This is a genomic window from Sphingobacterium ginsenosidimutans, from assembly GCF_039536865.1.
GTDB classification, from domain to species: Bacteria; Bacteroidota; Bacteroidia; order Sphingobacteriales; family Sphingobacteriaceae; genus Sphingobacterium; species Sphingobacterium detergens.
In genome coordinates this window covers 250,911-277,802 of record NZ_BAAAZK010000006.1, presented here as the reverse complement: position 1 = coordinate 277,802, position 26,892 = coordinate 250,911, and the positions used below count along the sequence as shown (strand labels likewise).

The window sequence follows — 26,892 nt, the reverse complement described above, 5'->3', positions numbered from 1 at the left end:
CTATACAGCGAAGGTTATTTACGAGTTTTTTATTGTTTATTTTTTTAAGAGGAATAAGATGAAATTAACATTGGGGTTTTCTCCTTGTCCAAACGATACATTTATTTTTGATGCTTTGATTCACCATAAAATTGATACAAAAGGGCTGGATTTTGATGTGGAATATCAGGACGTTGAGACATTAAATTTGAAGGCATTTCAAGGAGATCTGGACATCACCAAACTGAGTTATCATGCTTTTGCTTATGCCGTTGAAGACTATGAATTATTGGATGCAGGTAGCGCCTTGGGCTTTGGTGTAGGGCCTATGCTGATCACAAAAGATGCGACTTTGGCCGAAATGCTCCAAGCGAAGTTAAAAAGTGGTGACGGTTTGGGTGAATTCGATAAGTTAAAGGTGGGATATCCGGGGAAGTTTACGACAGCAAATTTCCTGTTGGGGCTGGCATTTCCGGAATTAACCAATAAAATAGAACTGGTTTTTTCTGATATTGAAGGAGCGTTATTGGATGGTTCTATTGATTTGGGGCTTATTATTCATGAAAATCGGTTTACTTATGCAGAAAAAGGACTGTATAAAGTAGTCGATTTGGGGGAATATTGGGAAAGTACGACAAAATTTCCGATTCCGCTTGGTGGTATTGTGGTAAAACGTTCGTTGCCGAAAGACGTGAAAGACACGCTTAATGCAATTTTAAAAGAAAGTGTTGAATTTGCTTTTGCAAATCCAAAGTCCGGATTGGAGTTTATCCGTAGTCATGCGCAGGAGATGAGTGAGGAGGTGATGTATAAGCATATTGAACTGTATGTCAATAAATATTCCGTTGAATTGGGTGTCGAAGGACGTAATGCAATTACCAAAATGTTTGAAAAGGCTCAGGAAATGGGTTTTATCCCACATTCGGATAAAAAACTCTTTCTTTCATAACATCATCACTGATATTTAGTAGCCGTATGAGTAGGCCGCTTGTGCAGGAACGGAGTCTACCAGTTTGGTTTCAAATGCGGCTATTTTGGGTTTAGAGAGCAAATAACTCGGATACCGGGCATATGAGATACCCGATAATAGGATAAATTGAACCGTGCAGAATAAGAAGCTAATCCGATAGAAAAAAATAACGCAAAAAAAATAGTGGTAAGCTGTTAGATATCATATCTAATAACTAAATTTGCCCGATTAGTGTCAAATTGTCTGCAATTTTACTTTGGAGTCATTATTGTACAAAATCTTTAGTTGAGATAGAAAAAAAATTATGTTAAAGTTTTTAAGTAAATTATTTGGAAGTAAATCCGAAAGAGATATCAAGGGGATTCAGCCAGTTGTAGAGCAAATCAAAGCTGAATATGATAAACTTTCAAATCTAACCAATGACGAGTTACGTGCCAAGACCGCTGACTTCAAAGAAAGAATTAAAAATTACCTTGCAGATATTGACCAAGAAATAGATACGCTTAAAAAAGAGGCGGATCAAGATGAGGACGATATGGCTAAAAAGACTTCTATTTACGAACAAGTAGACAAATTGTCGAAAGATCGTGATAAGAAGTTGGAAGAGGTATTGAAGGATATTTTACCAGAAGCATTTGCTGTGGTGAAGGAAACTTCAAGACGTTTGACAGAAAACGAAGAACTGGAAGTTACTGCCAACGATTTTGACAGAGAATTGGCTGTCTACAAGCCAAACGTTATTATCAATGGTGATAAAGCCATTTGGAAAAACAAATGGATGGCTGCAGGTACAGAGGTAACCTGGAACATGGTACATTATGATGTGCAGTTGATCGGTGGTATTGTATTACATAGCGGTAAGATTGCTGAGATGGCTACAGGTGAAGGTAAGACATTGGTCGGAACTTTGCCAACCTATCTGAACGCGCTTTCTGGACAAGGGGTGCATATCGTGACCGTGAATGATTATCTTGCTCGTCGTGACTCTGAGTGGAACGCTCCATTATTTGAATTCCACGGTTTATCCGTAGATTGTATTGATAAACATCAACCAAACTCACCACAACGCCGTAAAGCTTACCAATCGGATATCGTATATGGTACGAACAACGAATTTGGTTTCGACTATTTACGTGATAACATGGTTCAGACACCTGATGCATTGGTGCAAGGTAAATTACATTTTGCCATGGTCGATGAGGTTGACTCAGTTTTAATTGACGATGCCCGTACACCGTTGATTATCTCAGGCCCGATCCCTCGTGGTGATCAACACGAGTTCTATCAATTGAAACCACGTATTGAGCGTTTGGTACATGTCCAAAAAGCTTATATCAATACTGTATTAAATGATGCTAAAAAAGCGTTGGCTGCAGGTGATTCTGATGTAGAAGGTGGTGGCCTAGCTTTATTAAGAGCTTACAGAGGTCTACCTAAAAATAAAGCCTTAATCAAATTCTTGAGTGAAGGAGCTAATCGTTCTATCTTGCAAAAAGTAGAAAACTACTATATGCAAGAGCAAAATAAAAATATGCCTAAAGTTGATGCGGAGCTTTATTTTGTCATCGATGAGAAGAACAATCAGGTTGAACTGACTGAAAAAGGTATTGAATTGATCACAGCTACAGGAGAGGATCCTTCATTCTTTATTTTACCTGATGTAGGTACTGAGATCGCGGAAATTGAAAAGTCTTCATTGACTTTGGAAGAAAAAGCCGCTCAGAAAGAAGACATGTTACGCGATTACTCTATTAAGGCTGATCGTATCCACTCGATCAATCAATTATTGAAAGCATATACCTTATTCGAGAATGATGTAGAATATATCGTTGATGAGGGTAAAGTGAAAATTGTCGATGAGCAAACAGGCCGTATTATGGATGGTCGTCGTTACTCAGACGGTTTACACCAAGCGATCGAAGCGAAAGAAAATGTAAAAGTCGAAGATGCGACACAGACTTATGCGACGATTACATTGCAAAACTACTTCCGTATGTACCACAAACTTTCGGGGATGACTGGTACAGCTTCGACAGAAGCGGGAGAGCTTTGGGAAATCTACAAATTGGATGTTGTTGAAATCCCTACGAATCGTGGTATCCAACGTCATGACCAACAGGATTTTATTTATCGTACTGCACGTGAAAAATACAATGCGGTGGCGGAAGAAATCCAACGTTTGACAGAGCAAGGTCGTCCTGTATTGGTTGGTACAACATCGGTAGAAATTTCCGAATTATTGAGTCGTATGCTTCAATTGCGGAAGATCAAACACAACGTCTTGAATGCGAAGTTGCACCAGAAAGAGGCCGATATCGTTGCAGAGGCTGGTCAACCCGGCCAAGTAACCATTGCTACGAATATGGCTGGTCGTGGTACCGATATTAAATTGACCGAGATCGTTAAAAACGCTGGGGGTCTTGCGATTATTGGTACTGAGCGTCATGAGTCGCGCCGTGTTGACCGTCAGTTACGTGGTCGTGCAGGTCGTCAAGGGGATCCGGGATCATCACAATTCTTTGTATCCCTGGAAGATAACCTAATGCGTCTATTTGCTTCTGAAAGAATCTCCAATATCATGGTAAAAATGGGTGTTGAAGAGGGCGAGGTGATGCAACATAGCATGTTGACCAAATCTATCGAGCGCGCACAACGTAAGGTTGAGGAGAATAACTTTGGTATTCGTAAACGTCTATTGGAATACGATGACGTCATGAACTCCCAACGTACAGTAATCTATGCAAAACGTAAAAACGCTTTGTTTGGCGAGCGTTTAGACGTGGATTTGAATAATATGATCTTTGACGTTGCTGAAGAGATTGTTGCTGAAGCCAAAGAGCAAGGTAATTTTGAAGACTTCCAAATCGAAGTAATCCGTATTTTTGCGATTACTCCAGAAATTACTGCAGAAGAGTTTGCACAAGGTAAGATTGAAGGATTGACAGATCGTCTTTTCGAACAGGCAATTAACGCTTACCATCATAAAATTGACGCTATTGGTGCATTGACTGTTCCAGTATTGAATAATGTGTATGCAGAACGTGGTCAGATTGTTGAAAATGTCGTTATTCCATTTACAGACGGTATCCGCGGTATCCAAGTTTCAGCGAATCTGAAAAAAGCAATTGAGACCAATGGTAAAGAGGTTTTCAAATCGTTTGAAAAAGGAATTGTCTTGGCATTGATCGACGAGGCATGGAAAGAGCATTTACGTGAAATGGATGATCTAAAACAATCTGTTCAAAATGCTGTTTATGAACAAAAGGATCCAATTATTATCTATAAAATGGAGGCCTTTAACTTGTTCAAATCTATGTTGGCTTCTATGAACAAGGATGTCGTGAGCTTTATTTTCAAAGGTGAGATCCCTGGACAGGAAACAACTTCATTACAGGCTAGACAAGTAAATCAAGCTCCTGTAAAGACGATTGAAACAAAAGCAGAATTGGTTTCACCAACAGGAGTCAGTGAAGAAGATGTGAATGATGGACCGAAAGAACCTGTTCGTAATGAGAATACAGTAGGACGCAATGACGAATGTCCTTGTGGTTCAGGAAAAAAATATAAAAATTGCCACGGCGCAAATAACTAATCGATAAGAAAAGTTAAACTATGCTGAAGAGAGGATTGATTTTCATACATGCACTTGTGCTATTTACGATTGTTAATGTAAAGGCGCAAGAAAAGGGTGGAGTTATTGTAACCAAAGATTCTTTGATTACACAGCTTCAAAATTTTAGGGCTGCCATGGGAATCAATCCTGTCGAAAGCAAAATCACAACAGTTCCTTCTAAACCCGTTGTACGTTCTGCTGCAACAAGAGTCAAGGTGAGAGGCTTTCGTGTACAGATCTTTGCTGGATCTAGCCGAAATCAAGCTTTTTCGGAGCAAACTCGTTTTCGGGGAATGTATAAAGATGTTGATACCTATATCACCTATGATGAACCCAATTATCGGGTGAAGGTGGGCGACTTTAGAAGTCGCTCTGAGGCGAATGCGTTTATGCGTGAGCTGCGTCAATATTTTAGTAACGTTTTCGTATTTTCAGAAAGCGTTTTTGTCTATCAATAAATCAAACAACCTCATGGCAAGTACGAAAGAAAAAGTCCTGGCCTTAGCCCATCAATATTTTGAAGATACAGTCGCTAACCGTAGACATCTTCATCAAAACCCTGAACTTTCCTTTGAAGAGTATAATACTTCGGCATTTGTAAAGGCGCAGCTGGATCAATTAGGCATCCCTTACGAAGTAAAAGCAGATACAGGTATTGTAGCTCTAATTAAAGGTGAACTTCCTTCAGATGAAGTAATCGCATTGCGAGGGGATATGGATGCATTACCTATTCAGGAAGTCGAAGGACGACCTTATGGATCCAATAACCCAGGCGTCATGCACGCTTGTGGCCATGATGTACATACCTCCTCGCTTTTAGGAACCGCGAAGATATTACATAGCTTGAAAGCCGAATTTGGTGGTACAGTGAAATTAATCTTCCAACCAGGCGAAGAACGTTTGCCCGGCGGAGCATCCATTATGATCAAAGAGGGGGCACTACAAAATCCGGCACCTTCTGCAATAATAGGTCAACATGTAATGCCGTTTATTGAAGTCGGCAAAGTCGGATTTCGTGAAGGTAAATATATGGCTTCCTGTGACGAGTTATTTATGACGGTTAAAGGAAGAGGAGGGCACGGTGCACATCCACATCAGAATATTGATCCGATTGTGATCACAGCACATATTATTACGGCTTTACAGCAGATCGCAAGCCGCTTTGCAGATCCGCGTACACCGACGGTTTTGTCTTTTGGCAAAATCATCGCTAACGGTGCAACAAATATTATTCCTGACCAAGTTTATCTCGAAGGTACATTCCGCACATTCGATGAGCAATGGCGTGCTGAAGCACATGAGAAGATGGTAAAAATGGCTGTCGGAATCGCTGAAAGTATGGATGCTACCTGTGATTTTGAGGTTCGCAAAGGCTATCCATTTTTGATCAATGAGCCAGAACTGACGAAGAGTGCGCGTACTTTTGCGGAGGAATATCTTGGAAAAGAGAACGTCGTGGATTTAGATCTTTGGCCTGCTGCCGAAGATTTTTCCTACTACTCACAAGAAATCAATGCTTGTTTCTACCGACTGGGCACAGGGAATAAAGCGAAAGGAATAACTTCTGCAGTTCATACACCAACCTTCGATGTTGACGAGTCCTCGTTGGAGATCAGCACAGGGCTAATGGCGTATATCACGTTGCGCAGATTAGGCTATTAGATCTTTAGTATGTCATCGCATCATATTGTTCGTGAGAACCAGGAACCTGCTCTGCTGATTGAAGACCTTTTTCTCATAGACGAAGAAGATTTGGGGCAATTGCTTGAATGGAGTCCAACAATTGTTATCGAAAACAATATGGTTGATCCATTGGACGCTAGAGGATACAAGTTTGATATTGTTTTTGCGCAGACCCAAGCGAATCAAGCACAGGAGAATTTAAAAGTAATTCCATATATCGATAATTTTTTGCAATCAGCCATTGGCTATCTCATTAAACATCAGTATAAGGCGGTCAATATTATTACGGATCAAATAAGTCTTGCACACTATCAACACTATTTGGATCTGATCAATGTAGTCTTGTTAGCTAAGGGGGTACGCTACTATTTTGTCACTACAGGTTTTACAAAATGGAAAACAGAGGGTGAACAGCTAAAAATAGATTCCCAAAGTGAAGAAATCACGACAGAAGGGCTTCGAAAAATTGGTGATGATCTTTATGAAACAGTAGCGGATGGCTTATTTACCCTCAGATTTTCGAAATCAAAATATATTTTAATAGGAGAGACAATCTCATGATAACAATAGAATTAGCCGAACAGACAGATATCCGCAGCATTTCTAATATGGCGCATATTATATGGCCTGACGCGTATGGAGAAATACTTTCAAAAGACCAGATTGATTTCATGCTGGAGAAAAGCTATACCATTGAGGGTTTAGCGGAAGGAATGGTCGGTGGACAGTTCTTTTATATTCTGAAGGAAGACGGTATTGGCCAAGGTTTTGTTGCATTGAAAACTCTTGCAGATAAACTTCGTATTGAAAAGCTCTATTTGATGCCCAATGTACAGGGAAAAGGTTTTGGGAAAGCATTGATTGACTTCGCTATCGAAAAAGCGAAAGTCAAAGGCAAGGATATTTTGGAACTCAATGTAAATAGAAATAACCCTGCTTACCATTTCTATTTAAAGCAGGGTTTTCAGGTTATTGAAATTGTTGATATTCCCTATTATAACTATGTGCTCAATGACTATGTCATGCAGCTGGCAATAGATCGTACAGCGTCTTCCTAGTCCTTTAATTTTTCCACACGCGAGGGAGTTTGCTTGCCTTCTACAATACCTGAAGCTCCAATCGCAATCGCTTCGATACTGGAGATAATATTTTGGACGTTTAATGTAGCTACTTCATCCTTTACCGTGTGGTAATATTCATCTTTATCCATTTGGGAAGTTGAGAATGAATGTGCAGGAACACCTTTTGCGGCTAACACAGCATTATCACTTCGATAGAATAAATTTTGCTTTATATAAGGGTCTGAATAAAATTTGAACGTTGTGTTCTTTAGGTTTTCTTGCATTAATTTGCCTAAATCGGATTGATCATATCCTGTTATATAGACCGTATTGGGACCAAATTTTGAATCTTTTCCGATCATTTCCATGTTGATCATTGCTACAACCTGGTCTGCATTGATGTGATTAGAAAAATATTTTGAACCATACATGCCGAGCTCTTCTGCTGTAAATGCCACAAAAATAAGCGTCCTTTCATTATTGTTTTTCTTTTTATAGTAGTCTGCAAGCGTCAACATCGCTGTTACTCCCGAAGCATCGTCATCTGCTCCATTGGCAATCGAGTCCTGTCCGACAGCAGGTAATATGCCAATATGGTCATAATGGCCGGAGAAAATTACATATTCATTTGGTTTACTTTTTCCGGGGATAACTCCCGCAACATTAAAAAGCGGAAAGTTTTGAAGATTTCGTTCAATATGAATGTGGAATGTTTTTGGTTTTTCTTTTGTCAGCAGATAAACTATTGAGGGTTTTTGTATACTCGAATCTTCAATAAACTTGGGATTGCTGAGCATTTGGCCAAAACGAACAAAAGAGGCTTCAAAGGATGGATCTACCAATACAAGCGTATTTTCCTTGGATAAGGACTGTTCCCGAAAGGCTTGGGCGAAATCCGCATCCGATGTAATATTAACGATTTTAATGGGACTCTTATCATCCCATTTGAGATCCACATGGTTTCCAAGCGATATGATATGTTCGGCAGGAATTGTCTTTTTATTTATAGCTGCAGAATTGCTTTTTGGCGAGAGTTTGTCCAGTTGGAATGACTGTCGGAAAGATTCTTCCGCATAAGGTTTGAGGCCTATTTTTTTCATTTCTCCGGCGATAAAATCTGCTGCATGCTCGATGTCTTTTGTCAAAGCCGATCGTCCACGCATATCATCCGAAGCCAAGGTATTTAAGATACGGCTCACGTCCTCACGTTGCTGGTCGGAAATTACTTGCTGTCCAAATGTCATGGAAGATAGCGCAATTAACGATAAGGCTAAAAATATTTTAGGTGCTGATTTCATAAAGTTAGTAATGTTCGGATGAAGATAATGATTTCGCCCGTAATTTTAGCGGAAATTTGTAGTGCCTTAGCATAAACCCATATCATCTTTATGCTAAAGGTCATGACAGTTGAAATGGAGATGTTAATGAGTCCGGGAAAATATGCTTTCAATAAAACTTTCGTGGCTGCCATTGAATTGGCAACAGGCATGAAAGTTCTTGATGGCCTTTGAAGAAAGACAATTCAGAAAAAAATGTAGTATATTTCCTCTATATTAAAGATTCTCAAGGGTAGAGGAGAGATCGATAAATTCGTTTTTATATGCGACACAATTAAATTGGATATCAAAACTAATTTATCTAAGTTTGGGTATAAATTATTTGACAATGAAAGAAGTATCTGTACAAGAATTAAAGAGCAAGATCGATAATAACGAAGATTTTCAATTGATTGATGTGCGTGAGTCATTTGAATATGAAGTTTCAAATTTGGAAGGTTTAAATATTCCACTTTCGGGAATTTTGATCGAGTCCGATAAGATTGCGAAGGATAAACCAGTTATCGTTCAATGTCGTTCTGGAAAACGTTCAGCACAGGCAATTATGTTGTTGGAGCAACAAGGATTTGATAATCTAGCAAATTTAAAAGGCGGTATCTTGGCCTGGAAAGAGGAAATCGATCCAGAGTTAGACGTTTATTAATATGAAAAACTTGGAGCATCAGACTAAACAAGCTTTCTTGTTTAGTCTTGCTTTTTATATCGTAGCCCTATTAACTCGGCTCTTAAACTTAGGGGTCTTCCCTGTATTAGGTAGTCTCTCTATTTTATTGTCCCTCTTATGGGTGATATTGGCCTTGCGGGAAATTATGCTTTCCAGGACTATTTCCAATGGTGAGCGGATGTTGATGGCACTGGCTATTGTACTGCTTAATATTATCGGCGGAATTTTCTATTTCTTTGTGTGGCGACCGCGTGTATTGGGATTAACAAAAAAGTAATATGACAAAATATTTTATACTGAATATTGTATTGAACTTGGCCATTGTATTTTTGGCGTATTGTGGATTTGAAGGGTATAAAGCCGGAAATATGTTGGTGACAGGATTGTCTATCGCATTTTTGGTCGTCCTGATTTACCTTAAGGTCGTTTTAAGCAAGCGGATAAAAGTTGTTATCCAAGAAAAGGATCGTGAAAAAAAACAGGAATATGCTGCTAAGCAAGCGAAAGGAAAAAGTAAATAAGAGCGGAGTTTCTTACTTATCATATACAAAAAGAGCAGAAAACGATAGTCTTCTGCTCTTTTTTATATCGCCTACACCTATTCTTATTTGACAAATGGAGGTTTCGTTACCTTAGCTTTAACTTTTTGATTACGGATATGGATAAAGATATCTGTACCGTCTTTTGCGAATGCAGTATCTACGTAACCCAAACCTACCGATTTTTTCAATGTCGGAGATTGTGTTCCCGAAGTAACCCGACCGATTACATTGCCATCAGCATCTACGATTTCATAATCATGACGCGGAATACCTCTGTCGATCATTTCAAAACCAACTAGTTTCTTTTTAAGCCCAGCTTCTTTTTCAGCTTTAAGCGCTGCGGAGTTTACAAAGTCTTTTGTAAACTTCGTTACCCAACCTAAGCCAGCCTCTAAAGGAGATGTATTGTCGTCGATATCATTTCCATAAAGGCAGAAACCCATTTCTAGACGTAATGTATCACGAGCACCCAATCCGATAGGTTTAATTCCGTAAGCTTTTCCGGCTTCAAAAATAGCATCCCAAACTTTCTGCGCATCTTCATTGGCAACATAAATTTCGAAACCACCTGCACCAGTATATCCGGTTGCCGATACCAATACGTTATCTACTCCCGCAAAAGTACCTTTAGCAAAGGTGTAATATTCCATTGGTGCAAGCTCGATATCTGTCAACGATTGTAAAGCATCGGCTGCTTTAGGTCCCTGAACGGCAAATAAAGAAGTCTGGTCAGAAATATTTTTCATTTCTACACCATCAGTATTGTATTTGGAAATCCAGTTCCAGTCTTTCTCAATATTGGACGCATTGACAACCAAAAAATAGGTGTTATCGTCTATACGGTATGTTAGAAAATCGTCTACAACACCGCCCGTTTCATTCGGAATATAAGCATATTGAACTTTGCCGTCATATAATTTCGATACATCGTTGGAAGAGATTTTTTGAAGAAGGTCCAAGGCTTTTTCACCTTTAAGGATGAATTCGCCCATGTGGCTTACATCAAAAACTCCTACACCTGTACGAACTGTTTCGTGCTCATCATTGATACCAGTATATTGCACTGGCATGTTGAAGCCTGCGAAGGGAACCATCTTTGCTCCTAAAGCAATGTGTGTCTCCGAAAGGGCAGTATTTTTTAACATAAAAATTAAGTTTTAATCAGTTGCAAATTTAATAAAATATACGTGATTCCTAGCTTTGATTCTATTTTAGAACAAACGATTTAATTCGTTACTTTCAACGAATACACAGTTAGTTCAGCATCTTCTGTATCAGCATCTTCGCAGAGTAAGAAAATTAAGCCGTTGTCGGTTTTCTCCTTAAGGGTGATTCCCTCAAACTTGTGATTTTCGGGTATTTGAAATACTTCCGGTTTGGAAGACAGATCTGCAGATATTTTGCCAAGTAAAGATCCTGCGATTTCCCCATCGAGATAGGTCGATTTTGCATCTTCTGCAGTTGCGATAAAATAAATGTCATCACCAACAACTGTCGCATCGGAAAAACCAGTACTGATCCCATTTAACTTGGGTAATTCAATAGGAGTATACCGATATTTATCTTCAGCCTTACTGTTATATTCTAAAACAGCATTGATGCCTTTGGGGCCATTCCCTCTATTGAAAAACAATATCCGGTCATCAATATGTACTACACCTTCTATGTTAAAGTCCTCCTTGCTTATCCCAAATTTCTGCATAAAATGCGTATAGATCTTGCTATAGTCTTCCTGTATGACCTTTTTTCCGTCCCAGATAAAGCGATTGTTTCTTTTTTCAGTTGACCCTGAGCCATAGAGATAATAACGATTGCCATCGAATGTAATAGATTCAAGGTCCATTTTATTCGCTTTGCTTATATTTTCCATGGGCTCAGCTTCCAATAAGATTGTTTTGGATAAGTGTTGCTGAGCGAGGTTATAGCTATACAGGTAATTGCTATTGTCCGAGACTATATGAAGCTCATCATTGTTGTAGACAATCCCAGATGCTGCCGCGATGCCCGATATGCTGATAAATGCTTCGAGAATTAATTTTAACATAATTCGTGTATGTTTAAGATTCCAAGGACTTTCTGGAAATCGGACTGGATTGCTGCTTTTACATGAACAGTTTCACCCGAAAGGGGATGTTTGAAGGTTAATTCAGAGGCATGCAGTAGCATGGTATCCATCTGGTAGTTCTCTTTCCAGAATTTATTTTGCTTATTACAGCCATGTGGACGGTCACCGATAATGGGATAAAAGATATGCGCAAAGTGACGTCGCAATTGATGCATGCGGCCAGTAAGTGGATTGGCTTCAACAAGACTGTAACGCGAGGTCGGGAATTTTCCGAAAGGAATATCCAGTTCACTTTTAGCTAGCAACCTGAACGATGTCTGGGCCTCCTGTATGGTGCCATTTTCTTTTTTCAATGGATAATCAATCAACCCTTCTTCAGGGGCGAAGCCTCTCAGTATGGCGAGGTACTTTTTGTCTATTTGATGTTCCTGAAAGCTTTTTTGTAAGTATTGATCCGTTTCTTTATTTAATGAAAACAGAAGGACACCTCCAGTTTTACGATCTAAGCGATGTGCCGGATATACCGTTTTCCCTAATTGATCACGTAAGAGTTGAAGGGCGAATTCGGATGTATCACGCGCAATGGATGAGCGATGCACTAATAGACCATGTGGCTTATTAATCGCTACAATGGATTCGTCTTCGTAAAGAATTTCTAAGGACATATTAGATCTTTTTCAATGCAGCAATGATTTCATCTGCTTTTTCATCAATCTTGGGACTCAACCAAATCTGTTTAAATGCACCACCACCTATGATCTGTTCTTTACCTTGCCATTTGATCTTGGTGAGGGAAAAGAGGTAGTAATTGTCCACAACAACAGAATTTTGGACAAAATCATCGACTAATTTGTTTCCAAACAGTTGCATGCCCAATCCAAAAAAGGCTTGGTCTTTTGCATGAAGCTGGCTTTTCAATAATTGTTCGGCTTTTGCACGTACAATTTTCTCATGTTCCTCTTTGCTTGGGTTTGTCAGGATGGCCGCCAGCATGATGACAACTAGAAGTAGGGCAAATATTCTTTTTTTACTCATTTTTAATGCTAAAATTAGTGTTGATAGATCAGGTCAAAACAGCATATATCGCTATCAAAATTATTAAATAGATATTAGATATGCACAATTGTTTTTGCATGAGGGGATTTGTTGTGGACGGCGAGAGGAGTAAAAAAGGCTGGATCTTAAAAAGAAATCCCATTTAGCAAGGAAAATGCCCAGGAAAAGAAAATCCAGATCAGGTAACAAGTGCCTCCTATTAAGATAAATAGTATCAATATGACCGTTAGGACAATACCGATGCCCGAGCCTTTGTGTCGACCCTCATAATAGTGCTCGCGTAAAAGTTTGATATTCTTTTCATTGGCTTTGCTATAGAAATCGAAGATGTTACCTAGAAAGGGGATGCTTCCTAAGATCGCATCAAGGGTGATATTGAGTAGCATACGGATGACTAACTTGGGGCTAGCTCCATTTCGCCACATAGCGATGACCAGAACCAGCGATGTGCCAAAGCCGGCGATAGCACCGCCCAAAGGAATCAGATTCAAGATTGGATCCAATCCGAACCGGAAATTGCCAATCTTGAATTGATTATCCATTAACCAAGATATTCGGTTGATCCAACCGAAATCTTGGTCTATTTGTTTCTTCTTATCTTCTGGAGATAATTCTCTATGCATGATTATAATAGTTCGAAAGAAGCGCTGATTTCGCTGGTCACTTTCATTGGTCTGATATTTAAATCAAGGCCATTTCCACCAGCATCGTCTGCTGCTTCAGCCATGGCGCCTTTAAACATTGCATTACGCATCATTGGTTGAACACCAAAGATAATTTGTTGCGGTGTCTCAGAAAGCACGATCGCTTTACCAATTTTTTGTCCTGCTGCTTCGGCAAGAATTTGCGCATTCGCTTTCGCATCCAATACAGCCTTCGTTTTTAAGGTCTTTTCTAGCTCTTTTTTCTTCGAATAATCATATTCACTGATGTAAGTGCTTTGAATACCTGCTTTATCAACCCCATCCAACAATTGATCTAAGTTGTTTAAGTTCGTTACTTTAATGCGGTATTGTCTAGAAAGTAAGATATCCGTATCCTTTTTCTTTTTTTCTGGTGTATTGTAACTCCAGATATTCTGGATCGTAAAATCTTCTTTTTTAATACCAGCTTTTGTTGCCGAGTCAAATAAGTCTTTTTCTAATTTGTCGATAGCAACCTTTTTCTTGGTGTTTCCATTGTCATAAAACTCTTTTAGTGTAACATCTATATAGATGATGTCTGGAGTCACTTCTTCTTCTGCGCGACCCACTGTGGATACAAATTCTTTATTTACCATTTGTTGAGCGTTTAGTTTTGTCATCAAACCTAAAAAAGCCAGTCCTAATAATATTTTTTTCATGTTTTACTATCTTAAAGTTTTATAATAATACGATTGCTATTGTCGCATTGCTACAAGATTGGAGCCAAAGTAGACAAAAAAGTTTAACGCATAAAAAAAATAAAAACGTTAAGATTTTTAATTTTATTTCTATACCTTTAGGGAAATTAATAAAATAGTGCCATGCAAGAAGGTAAAGTAAAATTCTTTAATGAGACCAAAGGTTTCGGTTTCATCATCCCTAATTCAGGCGAGAGCGAAATTTTTGTTCACGTTTCTGGATTAGTTGACAAAGTTCGTGAGAATGACAATGTATCTTACGAAGTTGAACAAGGCCGTAAAGGTCTTAATGCGGTAAATGTAAGAGTTATCTAATTAGATTCAAGATATATTTATTGTGAAAAAGCCTATGCCATCAGCATAGGCTTTTTTATTGAGCAAATGTTTTGGACTGATAATTGTATTGACATGTATCAAATATATAGTTTAACATGAAACGTACTTTAGTATTGATCCTTTCTGTTGTGGTGGCAATTTCGATGTCTGCATGTTATTCCACGCATCATGGGCATGGGCATAGGCACAAAGGTGGATCGAAGGGAATGCCCCCTGGTCAGGCAAAAAAATATTATGGAGAACAATCAGCAAAAGATTTTGCTCCTGGACAACAAAAGAAAAAGAAACATAAACATTGATCTCAGGGATTTTTCGCTTTTGCAGAAAATTCCGCAATCAACAAAAAGTGAATAAGAAAAAAGAGCTTTCATTTATTAAATGAAAGCTCTTTTTTCTTATTCAGAATAATCTATGCGAATGGATCATTATCCGGAGGAGGAGTTGAAGATGAAGTAGGTGCTTGTGAACTTCCAAATGGATCCTTTGGTTGCGAAGAGCCAAATGGATCTTGGGCTTGATTGAATGGATGACTTGCTCCATTTTCCTCCGCTTTTGGATCGGGACCGTATTGATTGGGTCCCTTGTCACCCTCAATAACCATCAGATAAATCAAGTATAAATTGACTAATGGGATAAGGCCCAATAATAAAAACCAACCCGATTTATTTGTATCATGTAGCCTCCGTACTCCAACAGCGATACCTGGAATCAGTAAAGCTAAGCTTACAAGATAGGAGATGTAAGAAAATAAACTTGCGATTTGTCCGAGTATTCCGAATACAACCCCAATGATAACGTTTGCCAAAAAGAACATCCAGTACTCTTTGCGACGGGCGCGGCCGTTGAAATTTGCATAATTATCCCTTACGACTTTCAAAAACCAATCTTTAATTTCCATATAATTTTAAGATTTTTAGGTGAAAAATATGTGTTAGTAAATCAATGTTATTACAATTCTGTTACAATAAATGTACCAATAATTTATCTGATAAAACAATTATTATGGAATGTATCGTTGTTCAATTTCATTGTTGAATAAATAGGGGGATGAAAAGACCTTTTCATTTATAGCATATAGTTCGTGCATCCTATTAGCCAGTGACGGCAGTACATGGAGGTTTTGCTTGCTGTAATTTGGGATTGGGTCACAGCACTAAGCACTACCGAAAGATCTCTTCAAGTATATAAAGCGATTTTATCTCCTTGAAATTTGTGCGGTGGAGACGGTAGAAATCCAGTAGCTTTTCCAATAAAAATTGTCGGTCTGTACTGGACATTTTGATATGATCACAATTTGAGTATTCTGCTGTTATTAAATCCCGGAAAATTGAAGTATGTGGTTCCTGGAGCACAAGGGGGTGTTCGGGGAGACTGTTTGAAAATGTCGCCTCGTGTAGGTTAAAATAGGGCAGAGCCTGTTTGGATGCGGCCGGATAAAAGCCAAGAAAGCGTGTCAGTTTGATTAGAAATACCAGATGAAAATTGGCCAGATTTAAATGGGTTTCATCTAACCACCGGATAGACTGATGGATGAATTCAAATAAATAAGGGTCACTCTCCTGTTCTTTCAATACTTTATACAAGATTTCATTTAAGAAGAGCGCCAGTGAGCTTTTTATAATATCGTAAGGTATTTCTTGCAATACCGGAGTTTGGCGAGCTTCCGAGATGCGCTGTAGTGAACCATTATCCTTGTGTGTTGCTATAATTTCCAACAGATGTAAAGGTTGTAAGATATTGGCTTTGATTTTTGCCTTTGGTTTACGTGCGCCAGTAATGAGATAAGATTGCATGCCAAAGGATTCGGTATATATTTGCGCAACGAGACTGCTTTCCGAATAATTTGTTGTTTTTAAGACGATACCCCTAGTTTTGTTCAGCATCTTCTTCCTTATCTTTTTTATGAATATCCTCTTTATGAGCCTCTCCACGCATCTCGATAATCGCATTACGGTCCACTTTTCGAATCATTCTATAAATTAATGTAAGGAAACCAATGCTGAAGGTAATCACTCCAACGAGCATTGCTAGCTTATACCAGTTGGATCGTTGTTCCATGAGGTAATAACCGAGGATAACCAATAATACACCAATGATTATTTCTCTTAGACCCTTGCGAAGATATTTGTTCATAAATGTGAATTGTTGAAAACTATTTTTCTTTACAGAGCAAATATAATACAATAAAATGCTTTATTTTTGCCCATACCATTCCTGTGTAGAACTATTTTTAAAAATAATTCCCATAATGTTGTTGCTTATCTAAAAAAAAATATAGATATTTGCAAACTCTTTGCAGAGAGTGCAAAGGATTAACATATTGTAATAAAGACAACAAAAAAGATAATATCATGTCAAGAATTTGTGATTTAACAGGCAAAGCAGCGTTAACAGGAAATAACGTTTCTCACTCAAACGTTAAAACTAAACGTAAATTCTATCCAAATTTACAAACTAAACGTTTTTACATTCCAGAAGAAGATCGTTGGATTACGTTGAAAGTATCTACTTCTGCTATCAAGACTATCAACAAGAACGGTATCACAGCTGCGATCAATAAATTTATCGTTAAAGGATCAATTTAATATTGATTTATCGCCTGTTACATTAAGATTATTCATGAATTTCAATCCTATATTAGGATCAAAATAAAGTAAAACAATGGCTAAAAAAGGAAATAGAGTACAAGTTATCTTAGAATGTACTGAACACAAAGAAAGTGGTCTTCCGGGAATGTCTCGTTACATCACTACTAAAAACAAAAAGAACACAACTGAGCGTTTAGAGTTGAAAAAATTCAACCCAGTATTGAGAAAAGTTACTGTTCATAAAGAAATTAAGTAATTCACCCATCTTAGCACTTGCAATAGAGGGCTGAGTAAAAATATTTAAAATACCATGGCAAAGAAAGCAGTTGCATCGTTACAAAAAGGTGGCGGTAAAGAATTTACAAAGGTTATTGTTACTACTAAATCTGCGAAAACTGGCGCGTATACTTTCAAAGAAGGTATGATTCACAACGATAAAGTGAAAGACGTAGTTGCAGAAGCTCAAAAAAATAACTAGTAGCATTTTCCTTTTTTAAAGTTTTTCTTTAAAAAGAATTCGATAAAAATAGCCGTTTTGGTATCCTACCGAAAGGGCTTTTTTTGTTGAGGACATTTGTTTATATTTGGACATCAATTTTCACTAAACACTCCATGGGATTATTTGATTTTTTTAAGAAAAAACCACAAACACAAGAAGAAGAACAAGCCTTAGATAAAGGTTTGGAAAAAACAAAAGAAGGATTTCTTTCCAAGATAACGAAAGCTGTAGTCGGTAAATCGACTGTGGATGACGATGTGCTTGATAATCTGGAAGAGGTTTTGGTTACTTCTGATGTCGGGGTTACAACGACTTTAAAAATCATCGACCGTATACAGGCGCGTGTTGCCAGAGATAAATATGTGTCCACATCGGAGCTGAACAATTTACTGAAAGAAGAGATTCAGACATTACTGGCAGAGAATAATAGCTCAGATTTTGAAAACTTTAATTACGGGGATCATAAACCTTATGTAATTATGGTTGTTGGGGTGAACGGTGTTGGCAAGACCACCACAATCGGTAAACTTGCCCATCAACTTAAACAGGGTGGAAGTAAAGTGGTTTTGGGGGCGGCGGATACGTTTCGTGCGGCGGCTGTAGATCAGCTTAAACTCTGGGGTGAACGTGTTGATGTGCGCGTTGTGGCACAGGCAATGGGTTCAGATCCCGCTTCGGTAGCCTATGATACCATTAAATCTGCTGTAGCGAATGGTGAAGATGTCTGTATTATTGATACTGCCGGTCGCCTACATAATAAGGTTGGTTTAATGAATGAATTGACCAAAATTAAAAATGTCATGCAAAAAGTTGTTCCCGGCGCTCCGCATGAAATTTTACTGGTCTTAGATGCTTCGACAGGTCAGAATGCGATAGAACAATGTACGCAATTCACACAAGCGACAGATGTAAACGCTTTGGCACTGACAAAATTGGATGGAACAGCCAAAGGCGGTGTTGTTATCGGGATATCCGATCAGTTCAAAATCCCCGTGAAATACATCGGTGTGGGTGAGAAAATAGGCGATCTCCAATTATTTAACAAAAAGGAGTTTGTAGACTCCCTTTTCAAATAGAATACTAAAACAATTGTCAGAAATAAGGCTTTCATTCTTTACCGGGAATGATTAATGAATAGATTAAGAACATAGGTGAACATATTAATACCTGGTTTCCTTAGTCAAGTGTTCCTTTTGTTTCTCGACAAACCCTTCTAATCATATGAAGACAAAATATACGAAATCTGTCCCTTTGATCAATAAACCCCGTGTGAACGTGGTTACTTTGGGCTGTTCGAAAAATATTCACGATAGTGAAGTGCTGATGGGCCAGTTGAAAGGTAATCAGATGGAGGTGGTCCATGAAGCCTCAAATATACAGGAGAATGATATTGTTGTCATTAATACCTGCGGATTTATTGACAACGCCAAACAGGAATCTATTGATGCGATTTTGCAATATTCGGAATTAAAGGATCAAGGTAAGATCAATAAGGTGATTGTTACTGGATGTCTTTCGGAACGTTATAAACCCGAATTGCAGGCTGAAATTCCGAGTGTGGATGCCTATTTTGGGACAAATGATCTGCCTGATTTGCTTTCTTCTATCGGAGCAGACTATCGCCATGAATTACTGGGTGAACGCTTATTGACCACTCCTTCCCACTTTTCTTATTTTAAGATCGCCGAAGGTTGTAACCGCCCATGTTCATTCTGTGCAATACCTTTAATGCGTGGTAAGCATGTTTCCAAATCAATTGATGATTTGGTTAAAGAAGCTAAATTTTTGGCGTCAAATGGCACCAAGGAGTTGATTTTAATTGCTCAGGATTTAACCTATTATGGACTGGATATCTACGGTAAACGTAATCTTTCTGATTTGATGCGCCATTTATCAGATGTGGATGGTATCGAATGGATCCGTTTGCAGTATGCTTATCCTTCTGGTTTTCCTATGGATATTTTGGATGCAATGAATGAGCGTTCAAATATTTGTAATTATCTGGATATGCCATTGCAGCATATCTCTGACCCGATGTTGAAGTCTATGCGTAGAGGGACGACGAAACAAAAGCAGATTGATCTTGTCAATGCCATTCGCGACAAAGTACCGAATATCGCATTGCGAACAACACTAATCTGTGGATATCCAGACGAGACCGAACAAGATTTTCAGGAGATGTTGGAATGGGTAGAGGAAACCCGTTTTGACCGTTTGGGCTGTTTTACTTATTCACATGAGGAGAAGACGCACGCACACACCTTGGCGGACAATGTGCCACAAGAAGTAAAAGAAGAACGTGTTGAAGCGATTATGGAGGTTCAACAAGGCATTTCTTATGAGATTAATCAATCTAAAGTAGGTAATACCTATAAAGTGCTTGTGGATCGTGTGGACGGAGATTATTTTATCGGACGAACAGAATATGATTCCCCAGAAGTGGATAATGAGGTGCTGATTTCGGCAGCTGATTCCTATGCACGGATCGGAGATTTTGTTCAGGTAAAAATAGATCGCGCGGAGGATTTCGATCTCTACGGCGAGATTGTTAGAAAATAATACTTGATTGACCCGCGGTGCTCATGAAGATAGTATACAGAAGAGCCTCCTAGATATAGGGAGGCTCTTTTTTTGAAATTGCTTTTTTATTTGATTTGTATTTTTTCATTGAGGTATTAAAGAGCTCGCTATGCCCAGTTTATTGGTTAGAAAGAATCTTTCGTCGATTTTCATAGTTGTTGGTGTTTGTGAAATGATAGCGGTTTCAGTTGGACATTTGTCAATAGAATGATATAATTTAAAAGTGGAATGAGCTTTTTATTAAAAATCAGTATTTTGTCTGCTCAAACTAAATACATTTGTATATCGTACAATAAGCATATATGAAAGCAACTTATATCGAATATAGTGAGACAAACAGTTTCTCCAAAACATTGCTAGCCTACCTGGCTCATGACGAGGCGCTGAAACCGTTTGTTGGACACTGGCCTACATTTGACGGTTTTGAGAAGCAATTGCACAAAAAAAGGCATTTTGGCCACCGCAGCATTCTTGTGGAACGCGTAAAAGCTCAATATGCGACATTGTTGCAGGATTCTCCCACAGTAGCTGCAAATATAGATTTGTTGTTGCAGGAGAATACCTATACGATTACCACAGGCCATCAACTGAATATCTTTACAGGGCCATTATACTTTATATTTAAGATTATGACAGCGATACGTCTGTCAGAGGATCTGCGGGTCAAACATCCGGACAAAAACTTTATCCCGGTATATTGGATGGCGACTGAAGATCATGATTTTGAAGAAATTAATCATACCAAGGTCTACGGAAAGAAAATCGCATGGGAGACACCTGCGGTATCCGCTACAGGACGTATGGATACCACCTCCATTGTCGATGTAGTAAAGCAATACACCAATATTCTTGGGCTTTCAGACAATTCTGCTAAGCTTACACGTATTGTAGAGCAAGCTTATCTGAAACACAAAAGGTTGGCAGATGCGACGCGTTATATGGTGAACGAACTTTTTAAATCCTATGGTCTTTTGATTATTGATGCAGATGATAAAGAACTGAAGGAGTTATTTAAGCCGATTATCAAAACGGATATTTTATCCGAAAATAGTTTTAAGGCCATTACAGACAGATCGAAAGAACTGGAAGCGAAAGGGTTTTCTACACAGGTACATGCCCGGGAGATCAATTTCTTCTATCTGACCGATGAATTTAGAGAACGTTTGGTTCTGGCCGCAGACGGCCGATATGAGGTTTTGCATCAAAATATATATTTTACCAAGGAAGAGCTGGAAAGAGAAATAAATGCCCATCCTGAACGTTTTAGTCCAAATGTGGTGATGCGCCCAATGTATCAGGAAATTATCCTTCCTAATTTGGCCTATATTGGTGGTGGTGCTGAGATGGTCTATTGGATGCAATTAAAATCTAATTTTGATCAGTACCAAATAGATTTTCCGATCTTAATTCCGCGAAATTCAGCCATGATTACCGAAGATAACGTGGCCGCCAAGCTTTTTCGTGTCGATCTAACCTTCAAAAGCATTTTTCGCCCTGCGGAGGTTTTGAAGAAAGAGTATGTGCGTCGTCATACGAAGGAAAGATTGAATCTGAATGATGAATGGATGGAACTGAATGCGATCTTTGGAAAGATAAGGTTACGTACACACAAAATTGATCCTAGTCTAGGACCTAGCACCGAGGCGATAAAAGCTCGTTTGAAAAAGGCGATGAACAATCTAGAGAAAAAGTTGATGAAAGCCGAAAAACGAAACCATCAGCATGCATTGGCAGATATTGATAACGTAAAGGAGAAGCTCTTTCCCGGAGGAGGATTACAAGAGCGATCTGAAAATTTTGCCTTGTTGTATGTAAAATATGGTGATAACCTTTTTAGAGATCTCTATAAATACTTTAATCCCTTAGATTTCAAATTCACAATCTTATATTAAAAGTCAGTATTTTACTGACTTTTTTTATGAATATCGGACCAAGCAGGAGGAAGAAACTTTGATTTTTGCTTCGTTATTTTTTTTATATAATGTTTTATGATGCTTTGTTTATAATTTCATAATATTTCGTTTAGCTTCTGTTAATACGATCGAAGTAGTTTTGTTGCCGTATTACAACCAACAACTAAATGAAAGAAATATTACTTACGACTTGTGCCATTGCGATAGGAACAGGTTTGTATGCGCAAACAACCCAAGCAGGATTTTCCGGAAAGATTACGGACGAGAATAACAAAGGGGTTCAAGGGGCTTCAGTAGAGGTTCGTAACGAGTCTACAGGTTTTACCACCAAAACATCGACCAACGCCAATGGCGATTTCAATTTTAAGGAACTTCCACTCGGAGGACCATACATTATCAAAGTTACCTTTATTGGTTATGGCGAACAGATTCGTTCGGGCTTTACACTAAACCAGGGCGATATGATTCGCTTGAATATTCCGATTCAAAATGCATCTAACGTATTGGAAACGGTTGAGCTCACAGGAGTAAGTACATTGAAAAATAAAATTGAGAACCTTGGTGCTGCAACTGCGGTGACAGCTCGGGATATCGCAAAACTACCTGTCAATGGTCGTAACTTTACGTCTTTAATGGATCTGTCTCCGTTAAGCAAAGGCGATAATATTGGTGGTCAGTTAGGGTCTTCTACCAATTTTACGATAGATGGTATGAACGCGAAAAACCCAACCTCTGCGGGTTCGACAACAAGTCGGAGTGGTGCTCCCTATTCCATCTCTATCGAAGCCGTTCGTGAATTTAAAGTGGTGACAAACCAGTATGATGTAACCTATGGAAGAGCAGGTGGCGGAACGGTCAGTGCTGTGACCAAACAGGGAACAAATAAAACGCAGGGTAGTGCCTGGTTATATTCTCGAGCAGACTGGTTGTCCAGCCCATATGATATTCGGGGAAACAAACGGAGCAACGATTTTTCCACTTATCAATATGGCTTTACTTTGGGGGGTCCCATTATAAAAGACAAACTTCATTATTTTGTTGCCTGGGATCATCAGCAGGACTCCCGTCCTCTGATTATTGCTGATATTAACTCTGAAGCCGATGAAAAACGATTTAATGTTACAAACGCAACATTAGATGAATTTGTCAATATCGGGCGGAAAAAGTACGGATTGGGGAACGAACGCCAATATGGTGCTTTCGATAAAAAAAGAGGTTCTGACGCGATTTTTGGACGTATTGACTGGCAGATCAATGATAAAAACTTATTGACAATCCGTAATAACTTTACAAGTGATAACAATAAGCTGGGGCTGCAAGACAACAAGCCAATTACTTTATATGAATCTTACGGGAACGATAAGAATATTGATAATAGCCTATTGGCTACTTTGCGTACCACCATTTCCCCTAAGGTAACCAATGAGTTAAAAGTACAACATCTCTATACCTATCAGAAAAGTAGTCCCGGAGACCTTTTACCTGGTCAGAATATTCCTCGTGCAATTGTGGAAGATGCGGTATCCAAAGTTGCAGGGGAAGATAAAAAGACCACATTGCAATTGGGAGGGCATCGTTTTGCGCAGGAATCTTTTAAAAATAATGTATTTCAGCTTGTTGATAATATCTATTACAGTACGGATAATATCAATTACACTTTTGGTGTGGACCTGATGTATACCCATGCAAATTCCATTTACGGAAGTGAGGTTAATGGTCGCTTCCACTTTAGACCAAGTGATGGAAAGACGGCTATGCAGAACTTTGACGACATGAAACCATATGCTTACTATCGTGAAGTTCCTTTGATGAGTGATCCGGCTGTGGTCGGTAAAATATTCAATGCCGGTGTGTATGGACAATTGCAAACCAAGTTAGCGCAGGGATTAGACTTGGTTGCCGGTTTGCGATTGGATTACGGACATTATCCTACTTCTCCTCTGAATGAAGAATTGTTAAAAGAAGTTGGTGTCCGTACAGATCATAAACTCAAGTCTTTTGTGGTGCAGCCGCGTTTCCAAATGACCTGGGATGTGAACGAAGAAAGAAAAGATTTCTTTCGAGTGGGCGCAGGTATATTTGCATCGGATATCAATAATTATATGACGATCAATAACCTTACTTTTGATGGAAAGCATTTTGCTACTGTTGATGTTCGCGGTGCGGATGTACCTACACCAAATTTTGTCGACTACAGAAAGGATCCGTCATCCACACCTACTTTAGCCCAGTTTCAGGTCCCGACCATCAATACTTATGGTCCCGATGCCAAAATTCCGGTCGTGTATAAGGCTAATGTATCTTATACACACTTTTTCACAGAAAAGCTGAAGGCAAGTCTTTCCGGATATATGAATTTGGGACGCAATAATTATATGTATGTCGACCGTAATATGGTGAAAGATCCTTTCTTTAGACTTGCAAATGAAGATAATAGAGGCGTATTCGTTCCTGCCGCATCCATCGTCGATGGAGCTCCGGATTGGAAAAAAGGAAGGATTTCCGATAAGTTTGGTCGAGTTTTAGAATTGAATTCTGAGGGGAAAGTCAACCAATTTGCTGTCGTATTTGACGCAAGTTATCAGTATTACAAGGATGGAACGATATCGGTTAGCTATACGTGGAATGATGCAAAAGACAATACCTCCTTCAACGGAAATGTAGCCAATACGGCGACTTTATCCTTAGCTGTGAAAGATGATCCTCGTGATTTAAGCAAGATGAGCTATTCGAACAATCAATTCCGTAATAAGATTGTTATTTACGGAACTTTGCCAACGTTTTATGGTGTCAGTGTCGGCGTTCGCTACTCAGGTATCGGAGGTACACGGTATAGTTTGCTCGCCGGCGGAAATATCAATGGAGACTTTGTTGCCGGAGACAATGATCTGGCCTATATTTTTGACCCGAATAATTCCAATACTTCAAAACAGCTGGTTACCGGGCTGAATAATCTGTTGAATAACCCAGAAGCGAGTCAGAGCCTTAAAGATTATATTAAGAAATATCAGGGTAAAATAGCAGACCGTAATGGTGGAGTGAATGGTTTTTATGGTTTGATTGACCTTCGGATTGCTAAAAAATTCAATTTATATAAAAACCATGCTCTGGAAATATCAGGGGATCTTTTCAACGTTGCCAACTTGTTTAAGAAAACTTGGGGTGTAAATGAGTCTCTAGGCAATCAAAATCTGTATGCTTTAGGTGGGAAAGATGCTGCTGGGGAAAAGTTGATCCCCTTTGATGTTGCAAAGCAACAGTTTAATTACAATGTAAACAATTCAGGTATCGTTACTCCATCTGGTAACCCATACCAATTCCAGCTGGGATTACGTTATTCTTTTTAATATGTTTTAGAAAAAGGATAAGGAGCTGTCACAAAAGTCGATTTTGATAAATGGCTCAAAATAAAATTTTAAAAATTCATTAAATCAAATGGGAAAGGACCAAAATTCAGTAAGAATTTGGTCCTTTCCCATTTGATTATCTATAAAAGTGATGAATGCCTAAGCATTCATCACTTTTTCTTTTGGCAGGAATACCTCAGCCATCATATGACGGACACTGCCTCCACCACAGGTTTCAATGACATGTAAATCTTGATGAATGATTTTGCCATGTTTTTCCAATTGTGCCGTTTGGTACAGTGTCAATGAGGACAAAGCTTTATCACTTAGGACAATAAAGCGATTTCCATATTTATTTCTCACCTGAAGGCAATTTGCCGCAAAATTTTCCAGTTGATTTTCGTTGATCTCGATGATTTCCTTACCTGTTTCTTTTAATTTCTTTAGTAGTGCATCACGCTCAGATGCATTATCAATCGCAGTGGGGCATAAAATTGCAAAATCTTCTCCCACAGCCAATACCACGTTGGTATGGTAGATAGGTCTACGTTCGCCATGGACTGTCTGAAATGCATGAAAGACAACAGGGGTGTAATTTTCCGTTTTACAGTACTCGTCCAACATGGCTCGATCTGCTCGTTCAGACAGGGCACAATAAGCAATACGATGTGTACGATCTAGTACAAGAGCACCTGTTCCTTCTAAATATTGTCGATTATTTTCGGACTCGCTTAGGTCTTTAATCAACTTTACATAATAACCATTTTGCTTCAATGGCCCCTCAAAGTCTAATAAATGTTCTTTTCGACGGTTGGGGGCAAACATCGGATAAAAGATAATTTTACCATCCTGATGGAAAGAGACAATATTGTTCGGAAATATACTGTCTGGGCTTTCGGATTTTTCATCGTCTTGAATGACGGTCACTAAAATACCATGTGATTTCAATTCGTTGACAAGGGCATCAAATTCACCTTGTGCTTCTCTATTTACGTCTTCGCCGCTTAGATTTTCAATATCCTTTTGGAAAAAATTATTGACTGCGGTCTGTTCATTTTTGCGGAAGACAGAGGGTCTTACTAGAAGTACGCTGTCTGTTACCTGTTTTCTCATGATTTATAATCGTTACTTCGCTGGTTTATATTTGTTAAAAAAGAAATGATATTCTTACTTAAATGAGCCTATTGTATGAAAGAGACAGTGTTTGGTTTCGATATTTTTGAGCGAATCAGCGTATCCCAGAATATGCCTGACATTCGTTTTGAATAATAGTCTTTG

The 26,892-nt window shown here is 38.7% G+C and carries 30 protein-coding genes; 19 read left to right on the top strand and 11 right to left on the bottom strand.

The window, feature by feature from the left end; all coding sequences use genetic code 11:
* Positions 1–58: 58 nt before the first annotated feature.
* From ABFX33_RS11765 to ABFX33_RS11740, 6 genes are all read left to right on the top strand, one after another.
* A complete protein-coding gene (locus ABFX33_RS11765; protein WP_346086218.1) occupies positions 59–928 on the top strand; it encodes a menaquinone biosynthesis family protein in 870 nt (289 codons plus the stop codon).
* A gap of 325 nt (positions 929–1,253) precedes the next feature.
* Positions 1,254–4,541, top strand: coding sequence for a preprotein translocase subunit SecA (gene secA, locus ABFX33_RS11760; RefSeq protein ID WP_346086217.1), 3,288 nt, complete (start codon positions 1,254–1,256; stop codon positions 4,539–4,541).
* Between the two features lie 20 nt (positions 4,542–4,561).
* The gene (locus ABFX33_RS11755; protein ID WP_120261266.1) at positions 4,562–5,020 is read left to right on the top strand and encodes an SPOR domain-containing protein; all 459 of its coding nucleotides are present in this window, start codon (positions 4,562–4,564) and stop codon (positions 5,018–5,020) included.
* 13 nt (positions 5,021–5,033) lie between these two features.
* Entirely contained in the window at positions 5,034–6,224 is a 1,191-nt protein-coding gene (locus ABFX33_RS11750; protein ID WP_346086216.1) for a M20 metallopeptidase family protein, read from the top strand.
* Between the two features lie 9 nt (positions 6,225–6,233).
* Entirely contained in the window at positions 6,234–6,806 is a 573-nt protein-coding gene (locus ABFX33_RS11745) for a thiamine diphosphokinase (RefSeq protein WP_257095974.1), read from the top strand.
* A complete protein-coding gene (locus ABFX33_RS11740; protein WP_257095972.1) occupies positions 6,803–7,303 on the top strand; it encodes a GNAT family N-acetyltransferase in 501 nt (166 codons plus the stop codon). The genes ABFX33_RS11745 and ABFX33_RS11740 overlap by 4 nt, the downstream gene beginning before the upstream one ends.
* On the opposite strand, the gene ABFX33_RS11735 is transcribed toward ABFX33_RS11740, so the two are convergent.
* Positions 7,300–8,604, bottom strand: a complete 1,305-nt coding sequence (locus ABFX33_RS11735) for a M20/M25/M40 family metallo-hydrolase (protein ID WP_346086215.1) — start codon at positions 8,602–8,604, stop codon at positions 7,300–7,302. The genes ABFX33_RS11740 and ABFX33_RS11735 overlap by 4 nt on opposite strands.
* Positions 8,605–8,694: 90 nt before the next feature.
* Between ABFX33_RS11735 and ABFX33_RS11730 the strand changes: the two genes are divergently transcribed.
* The 4 genes from ABFX33_RS11730 (at position 8,695) to ABFX33_RS11715 (ending at position 9,828) form a co-directional block, all read left to right on the top strand.
* The gene (locus ABFX33_RS11730; protein ID WP_257095966.1) at positions 8,695–8,817 is read left to right on the top strand and encodes a hypothetical protein; all 123 of its coding nucleotides are present in this window, start codon (positions 8,695–8,697) and stop codon (positions 8,815–8,817) included.
* Between the two features lie 154 nt (positions 8,818–8,971).
* Positions 8,972–9,286, top strand: a complete 315-nt coding sequence (locus ABFX33_RS11725) for a rhodanese-like domain-containing protein (protein WP_223584073.1) — start codon at positions 8,972–8,974, stop codon at positions 9,284–9,286.
* A 1-nt stretch (position 9,287) separates the two neighbouring features.
* Positions 9,288–9,584, top strand: coding sequence for a PLDc N-terminal domain-containing protein (locus ABFX33_RS11720; RefSeq protein ID WP_346086214.1), 297 nt, complete (start codon positions 9,288–9,290; stop codon positions 9,582–9,584).
* 1 nt (position 9,585) lies between these two features.
* On the top strand, positions 9,586–9,828 hold the full coding sequence (locus ABFX33_RS11715) for a DUF6358 family protein (RefSeq protein WP_120261259.1): 243 nt from the start codon (positions 9,586–9,588) through the stop codon (positions 9,826–9,828).
* An 83-nt stretch (positions 9,829–9,911) separates the two neighbouring features.
* Here ABFX33_RS11715 and gcvT read toward each other — a convergent pair whose 3' ends face one another.
* The 6 genes from gcvT to ABFX33_RS11685 form a co-directional block, all read right to left on the bottom strand.
* On the bottom strand, positions 9,912–10,994 hold the full coding sequence (gene gcvT / locus ABFX33_RS11710; protein WP_120261258.1) for a glycine cleavage system aminomethyltransferase GcvT: 1,083 nt from the start codon (positions 10,992–10,994) through the stop codon (positions 9,912–9,914).
* An 80-nt stretch (positions 10,995–11,074) separates the two neighbouring features.
* Positions 11,075–11,893 (bottom strand): DUF6929 family protein, encoded by an 819-nt coding sequence (locus ABFX33_RS11705; protein WP_346086213.1) that lies wholly within the window; start codon positions 11,891–11,893, stop codon positions 11,075–11,077.
* Positions 11,887–12,579: a pseudouridine synthase gene (locus ABFX33_RS11700; RefSeq protein WP_120261256.1), complete on the bottom strand. Its 693-nt coding sequence runs from the start codon at positions 12,577–12,579 to the stop codon at positions 11,887–11,889. Before ABFX33_RS11700 ends, ABFX33_RS11705 begins: the two co-directional genes overlap by 7 nt.
* Before the next feature lies 1 nt (position 12,580).
* Positions 12,581–12,949, bottom strand: coding sequence for a DUF4359 domain-containing protein (locus tag ABFX33_RS11695; RefSeq protein ID WP_120261255.1), 369 nt, complete (start codon positions 12,947–12,949; stop codon positions 12,581–12,583).
* 146 nt (positions 12,950–13,095) lie between these two features.
* Positions 13,096–13,593, bottom strand: coding sequence for a DUF4112 domain-containing protein (locus ABFX33_RS11690; protein WP_257095955.1), 498 nt, complete (start codon positions 13,591–13,593; stop codon positions 13,096–13,098).
* A 2-nt stretch (positions 13,594–13,595) separates the two neighbouring features.
* Positions 13,596–14,312 (bottom strand): SIMPL domain-containing protein, encoded by a 717-nt coding sequence (locus tag ABFX33_RS11685; protein ID WP_259185410.1) that lies wholly within the window; start codon positions 14,310–14,312, stop codon positions 13,596–13,598.
* A gap of 162 nt (positions 14,313–14,474) precedes the next feature.
* On the opposite strand from ABFX33_RS11685, the gene ABFX33_RS11680 reads away from it, so the two are divergent.
* Together ABFX33_RS11680 and ABFX33_RS11675 are read left to right on the top strand one after the other, a co-directional pair.
* Positions 14,475–14,666: a cold-shock protein gene (locus ABFX33_RS11680; RefSeq protein ID WP_046672593.1), complete on the top strand. Its 192-nt coding sequence runs from the start codon at positions 14,475–14,477 to the stop codon at positions 14,664–14,666.
* A gap of 116 nt (positions 14,667–14,782) precedes the next feature.
* A complete protein-coding gene (locus ABFX33_RS11675) occupies positions 14,783–14,986 on the top strand; it encodes a quinol oxidase subunit 4 (RefSeq protein ID WP_120261252.1) in 204 nt (67 codons plus the stop codon).
* Positions 14,987–15,096: 110 nt separating this feature from the next.
* On the opposite strand, the gene ABFX33_RS11670 is transcribed toward ABFX33_RS11675, so the two are convergent.
* The 3 genes from ABFX33_RS11670 to ABFX33_RS11660 form a co-directional block, all read right to left on the bottom strand.
* A complete protein-coding gene (locus ABFX33_RS11670; protein WP_346086212.1) occupies positions 15,097–15,585 on the bottom strand; it encodes a DUF805 domain-containing protein in 489 nt (162 codons plus the stop codon).
* Between the two features lie 262 nt (positions 15,586–15,847).
* Positions 15,848–16,570, bottom strand: a complete 723-nt coding sequence (gene recO, locus ABFX33_RS11665; RefSeq protein ID WP_346086211.1) for a DNA repair protein RecO — start codon at positions 16,568–16,570, stop codon at positions 15,848–15,850.
* Positions 16,554–16,820: a signal peptidase gene (locus tag ABFX33_RS11660; RefSeq protein WP_120261249.1), complete on the bottom strand. Its 267-nt coding sequence runs from the start codon at positions 16,818–16,820 to the stop codon at positions 16,554–16,556. The genes recO and ABFX33_RS11660 overlap by 17 nt, the downstream gene beginning before the upstream one ends.
* 218 nt (positions 16,821–17,038) lie before the next feature.
* Between ABFX33_RS11660 and rpmB the strand changes: the two genes are divergently transcribed.
* From rpmB to ABFX33_RS11625, 7 genes are all read left to right on the top strand, one after another.
* Entirely contained in the window at positions 17,039–17,272 is a 234-nt protein-coding gene (rpmB, locus tag ABFX33_RS11655; RefSeq protein WP_046672597.1) for a 50S ribosomal protein L28, read from the top strand.
* A gap of 76 nt (positions 17,273–17,348) precedes the next feature.
* Positions 17,349–17,531: a 50S ribosomal protein L33 gene (rpmG, locus tag ABFX33_RS11650; protein WP_002998409.1), complete on the top strand. Its 183-nt coding sequence runs from the start codon at positions 17,349–17,351 to the stop codon at positions 17,529–17,531.
* Between the two features lie 54 nt (positions 17,532–17,585).
* Complete coding sequence (locus ABFX33_RS11645) at positions 17,586–17,753, top strand: DUF4295 domain-containing protein (protein WP_257095943.1); 168 nt, start codon at positions 17,586–17,588, stop codon at positions 17,751–17,753.
* 134 nt (positions 17,754–17,887) lie between these two features.
* A complete protein-coding gene (gene ftsY, locus ABFX33_RS11640) occupies positions 17,888–18,850 on the top strand; it encodes a signal recognition particle-docking protein FtsY (protein ID WP_120261247.1) in 963 nt (320 codons plus the stop codon).
* A 145-nt stretch (positions 18,851–18,995) separates the two neighbouring features.
* Complete coding sequence (gene rimO / locus ABFX33_RS11635; RefSeq protein ID WP_346086210.1) at positions 18,996–20,333, top strand: 30S ribosomal protein S12 methylthiotransferase RimO; 1,338 nt, start codon at positions 18,996–18,998, stop codon at positions 20,331–20,333.
* 323 nt (positions 20,334–20,656) lie between these two features.
* Positions 20,657–22,246 (top strand): bacillithiol biosynthesis cysteine-adding enzyme BshC, encoded by a 1,590-nt coding sequence (gene bshC / locus ABFX33_RS11630; protein WP_346086209.1) that lies wholly within the window; start codon positions 20,657–20,659, stop codon positions 22,244–22,246.
* 188 nt (positions 22,247–22,434) lie between these two features.
* The gene (locus ABFX33_RS11625; protein ID WP_346086208.1) at positions 22,435–25,614 is read left to right on the top strand and encodes a TonB-dependent receptor; all 3,180 of its coding nucleotides are present in this window, start codon (positions 22,435–22,437) and stop codon (positions 25,612–25,614) included.
* A 159-nt stretch (positions 25,615–25,773) separates the two neighbouring features.
* On the opposite strand, the gene ctlX is transcribed toward ABFX33_RS11625, so the two are convergent.
* Positions 25,774–26,727: a citrulline utilization hydrolase CtlX gene (gene ctlX / locus ABFX33_RS11620; protein ID WP_120261243.1), complete on the bottom strand. Its 954-nt coding sequence runs from the start codon at positions 26,725–26,727 to the stop codon at positions 25,774–25,776.
* Positions 26,728–26,892: the final 165 nt, after the last annotated feature.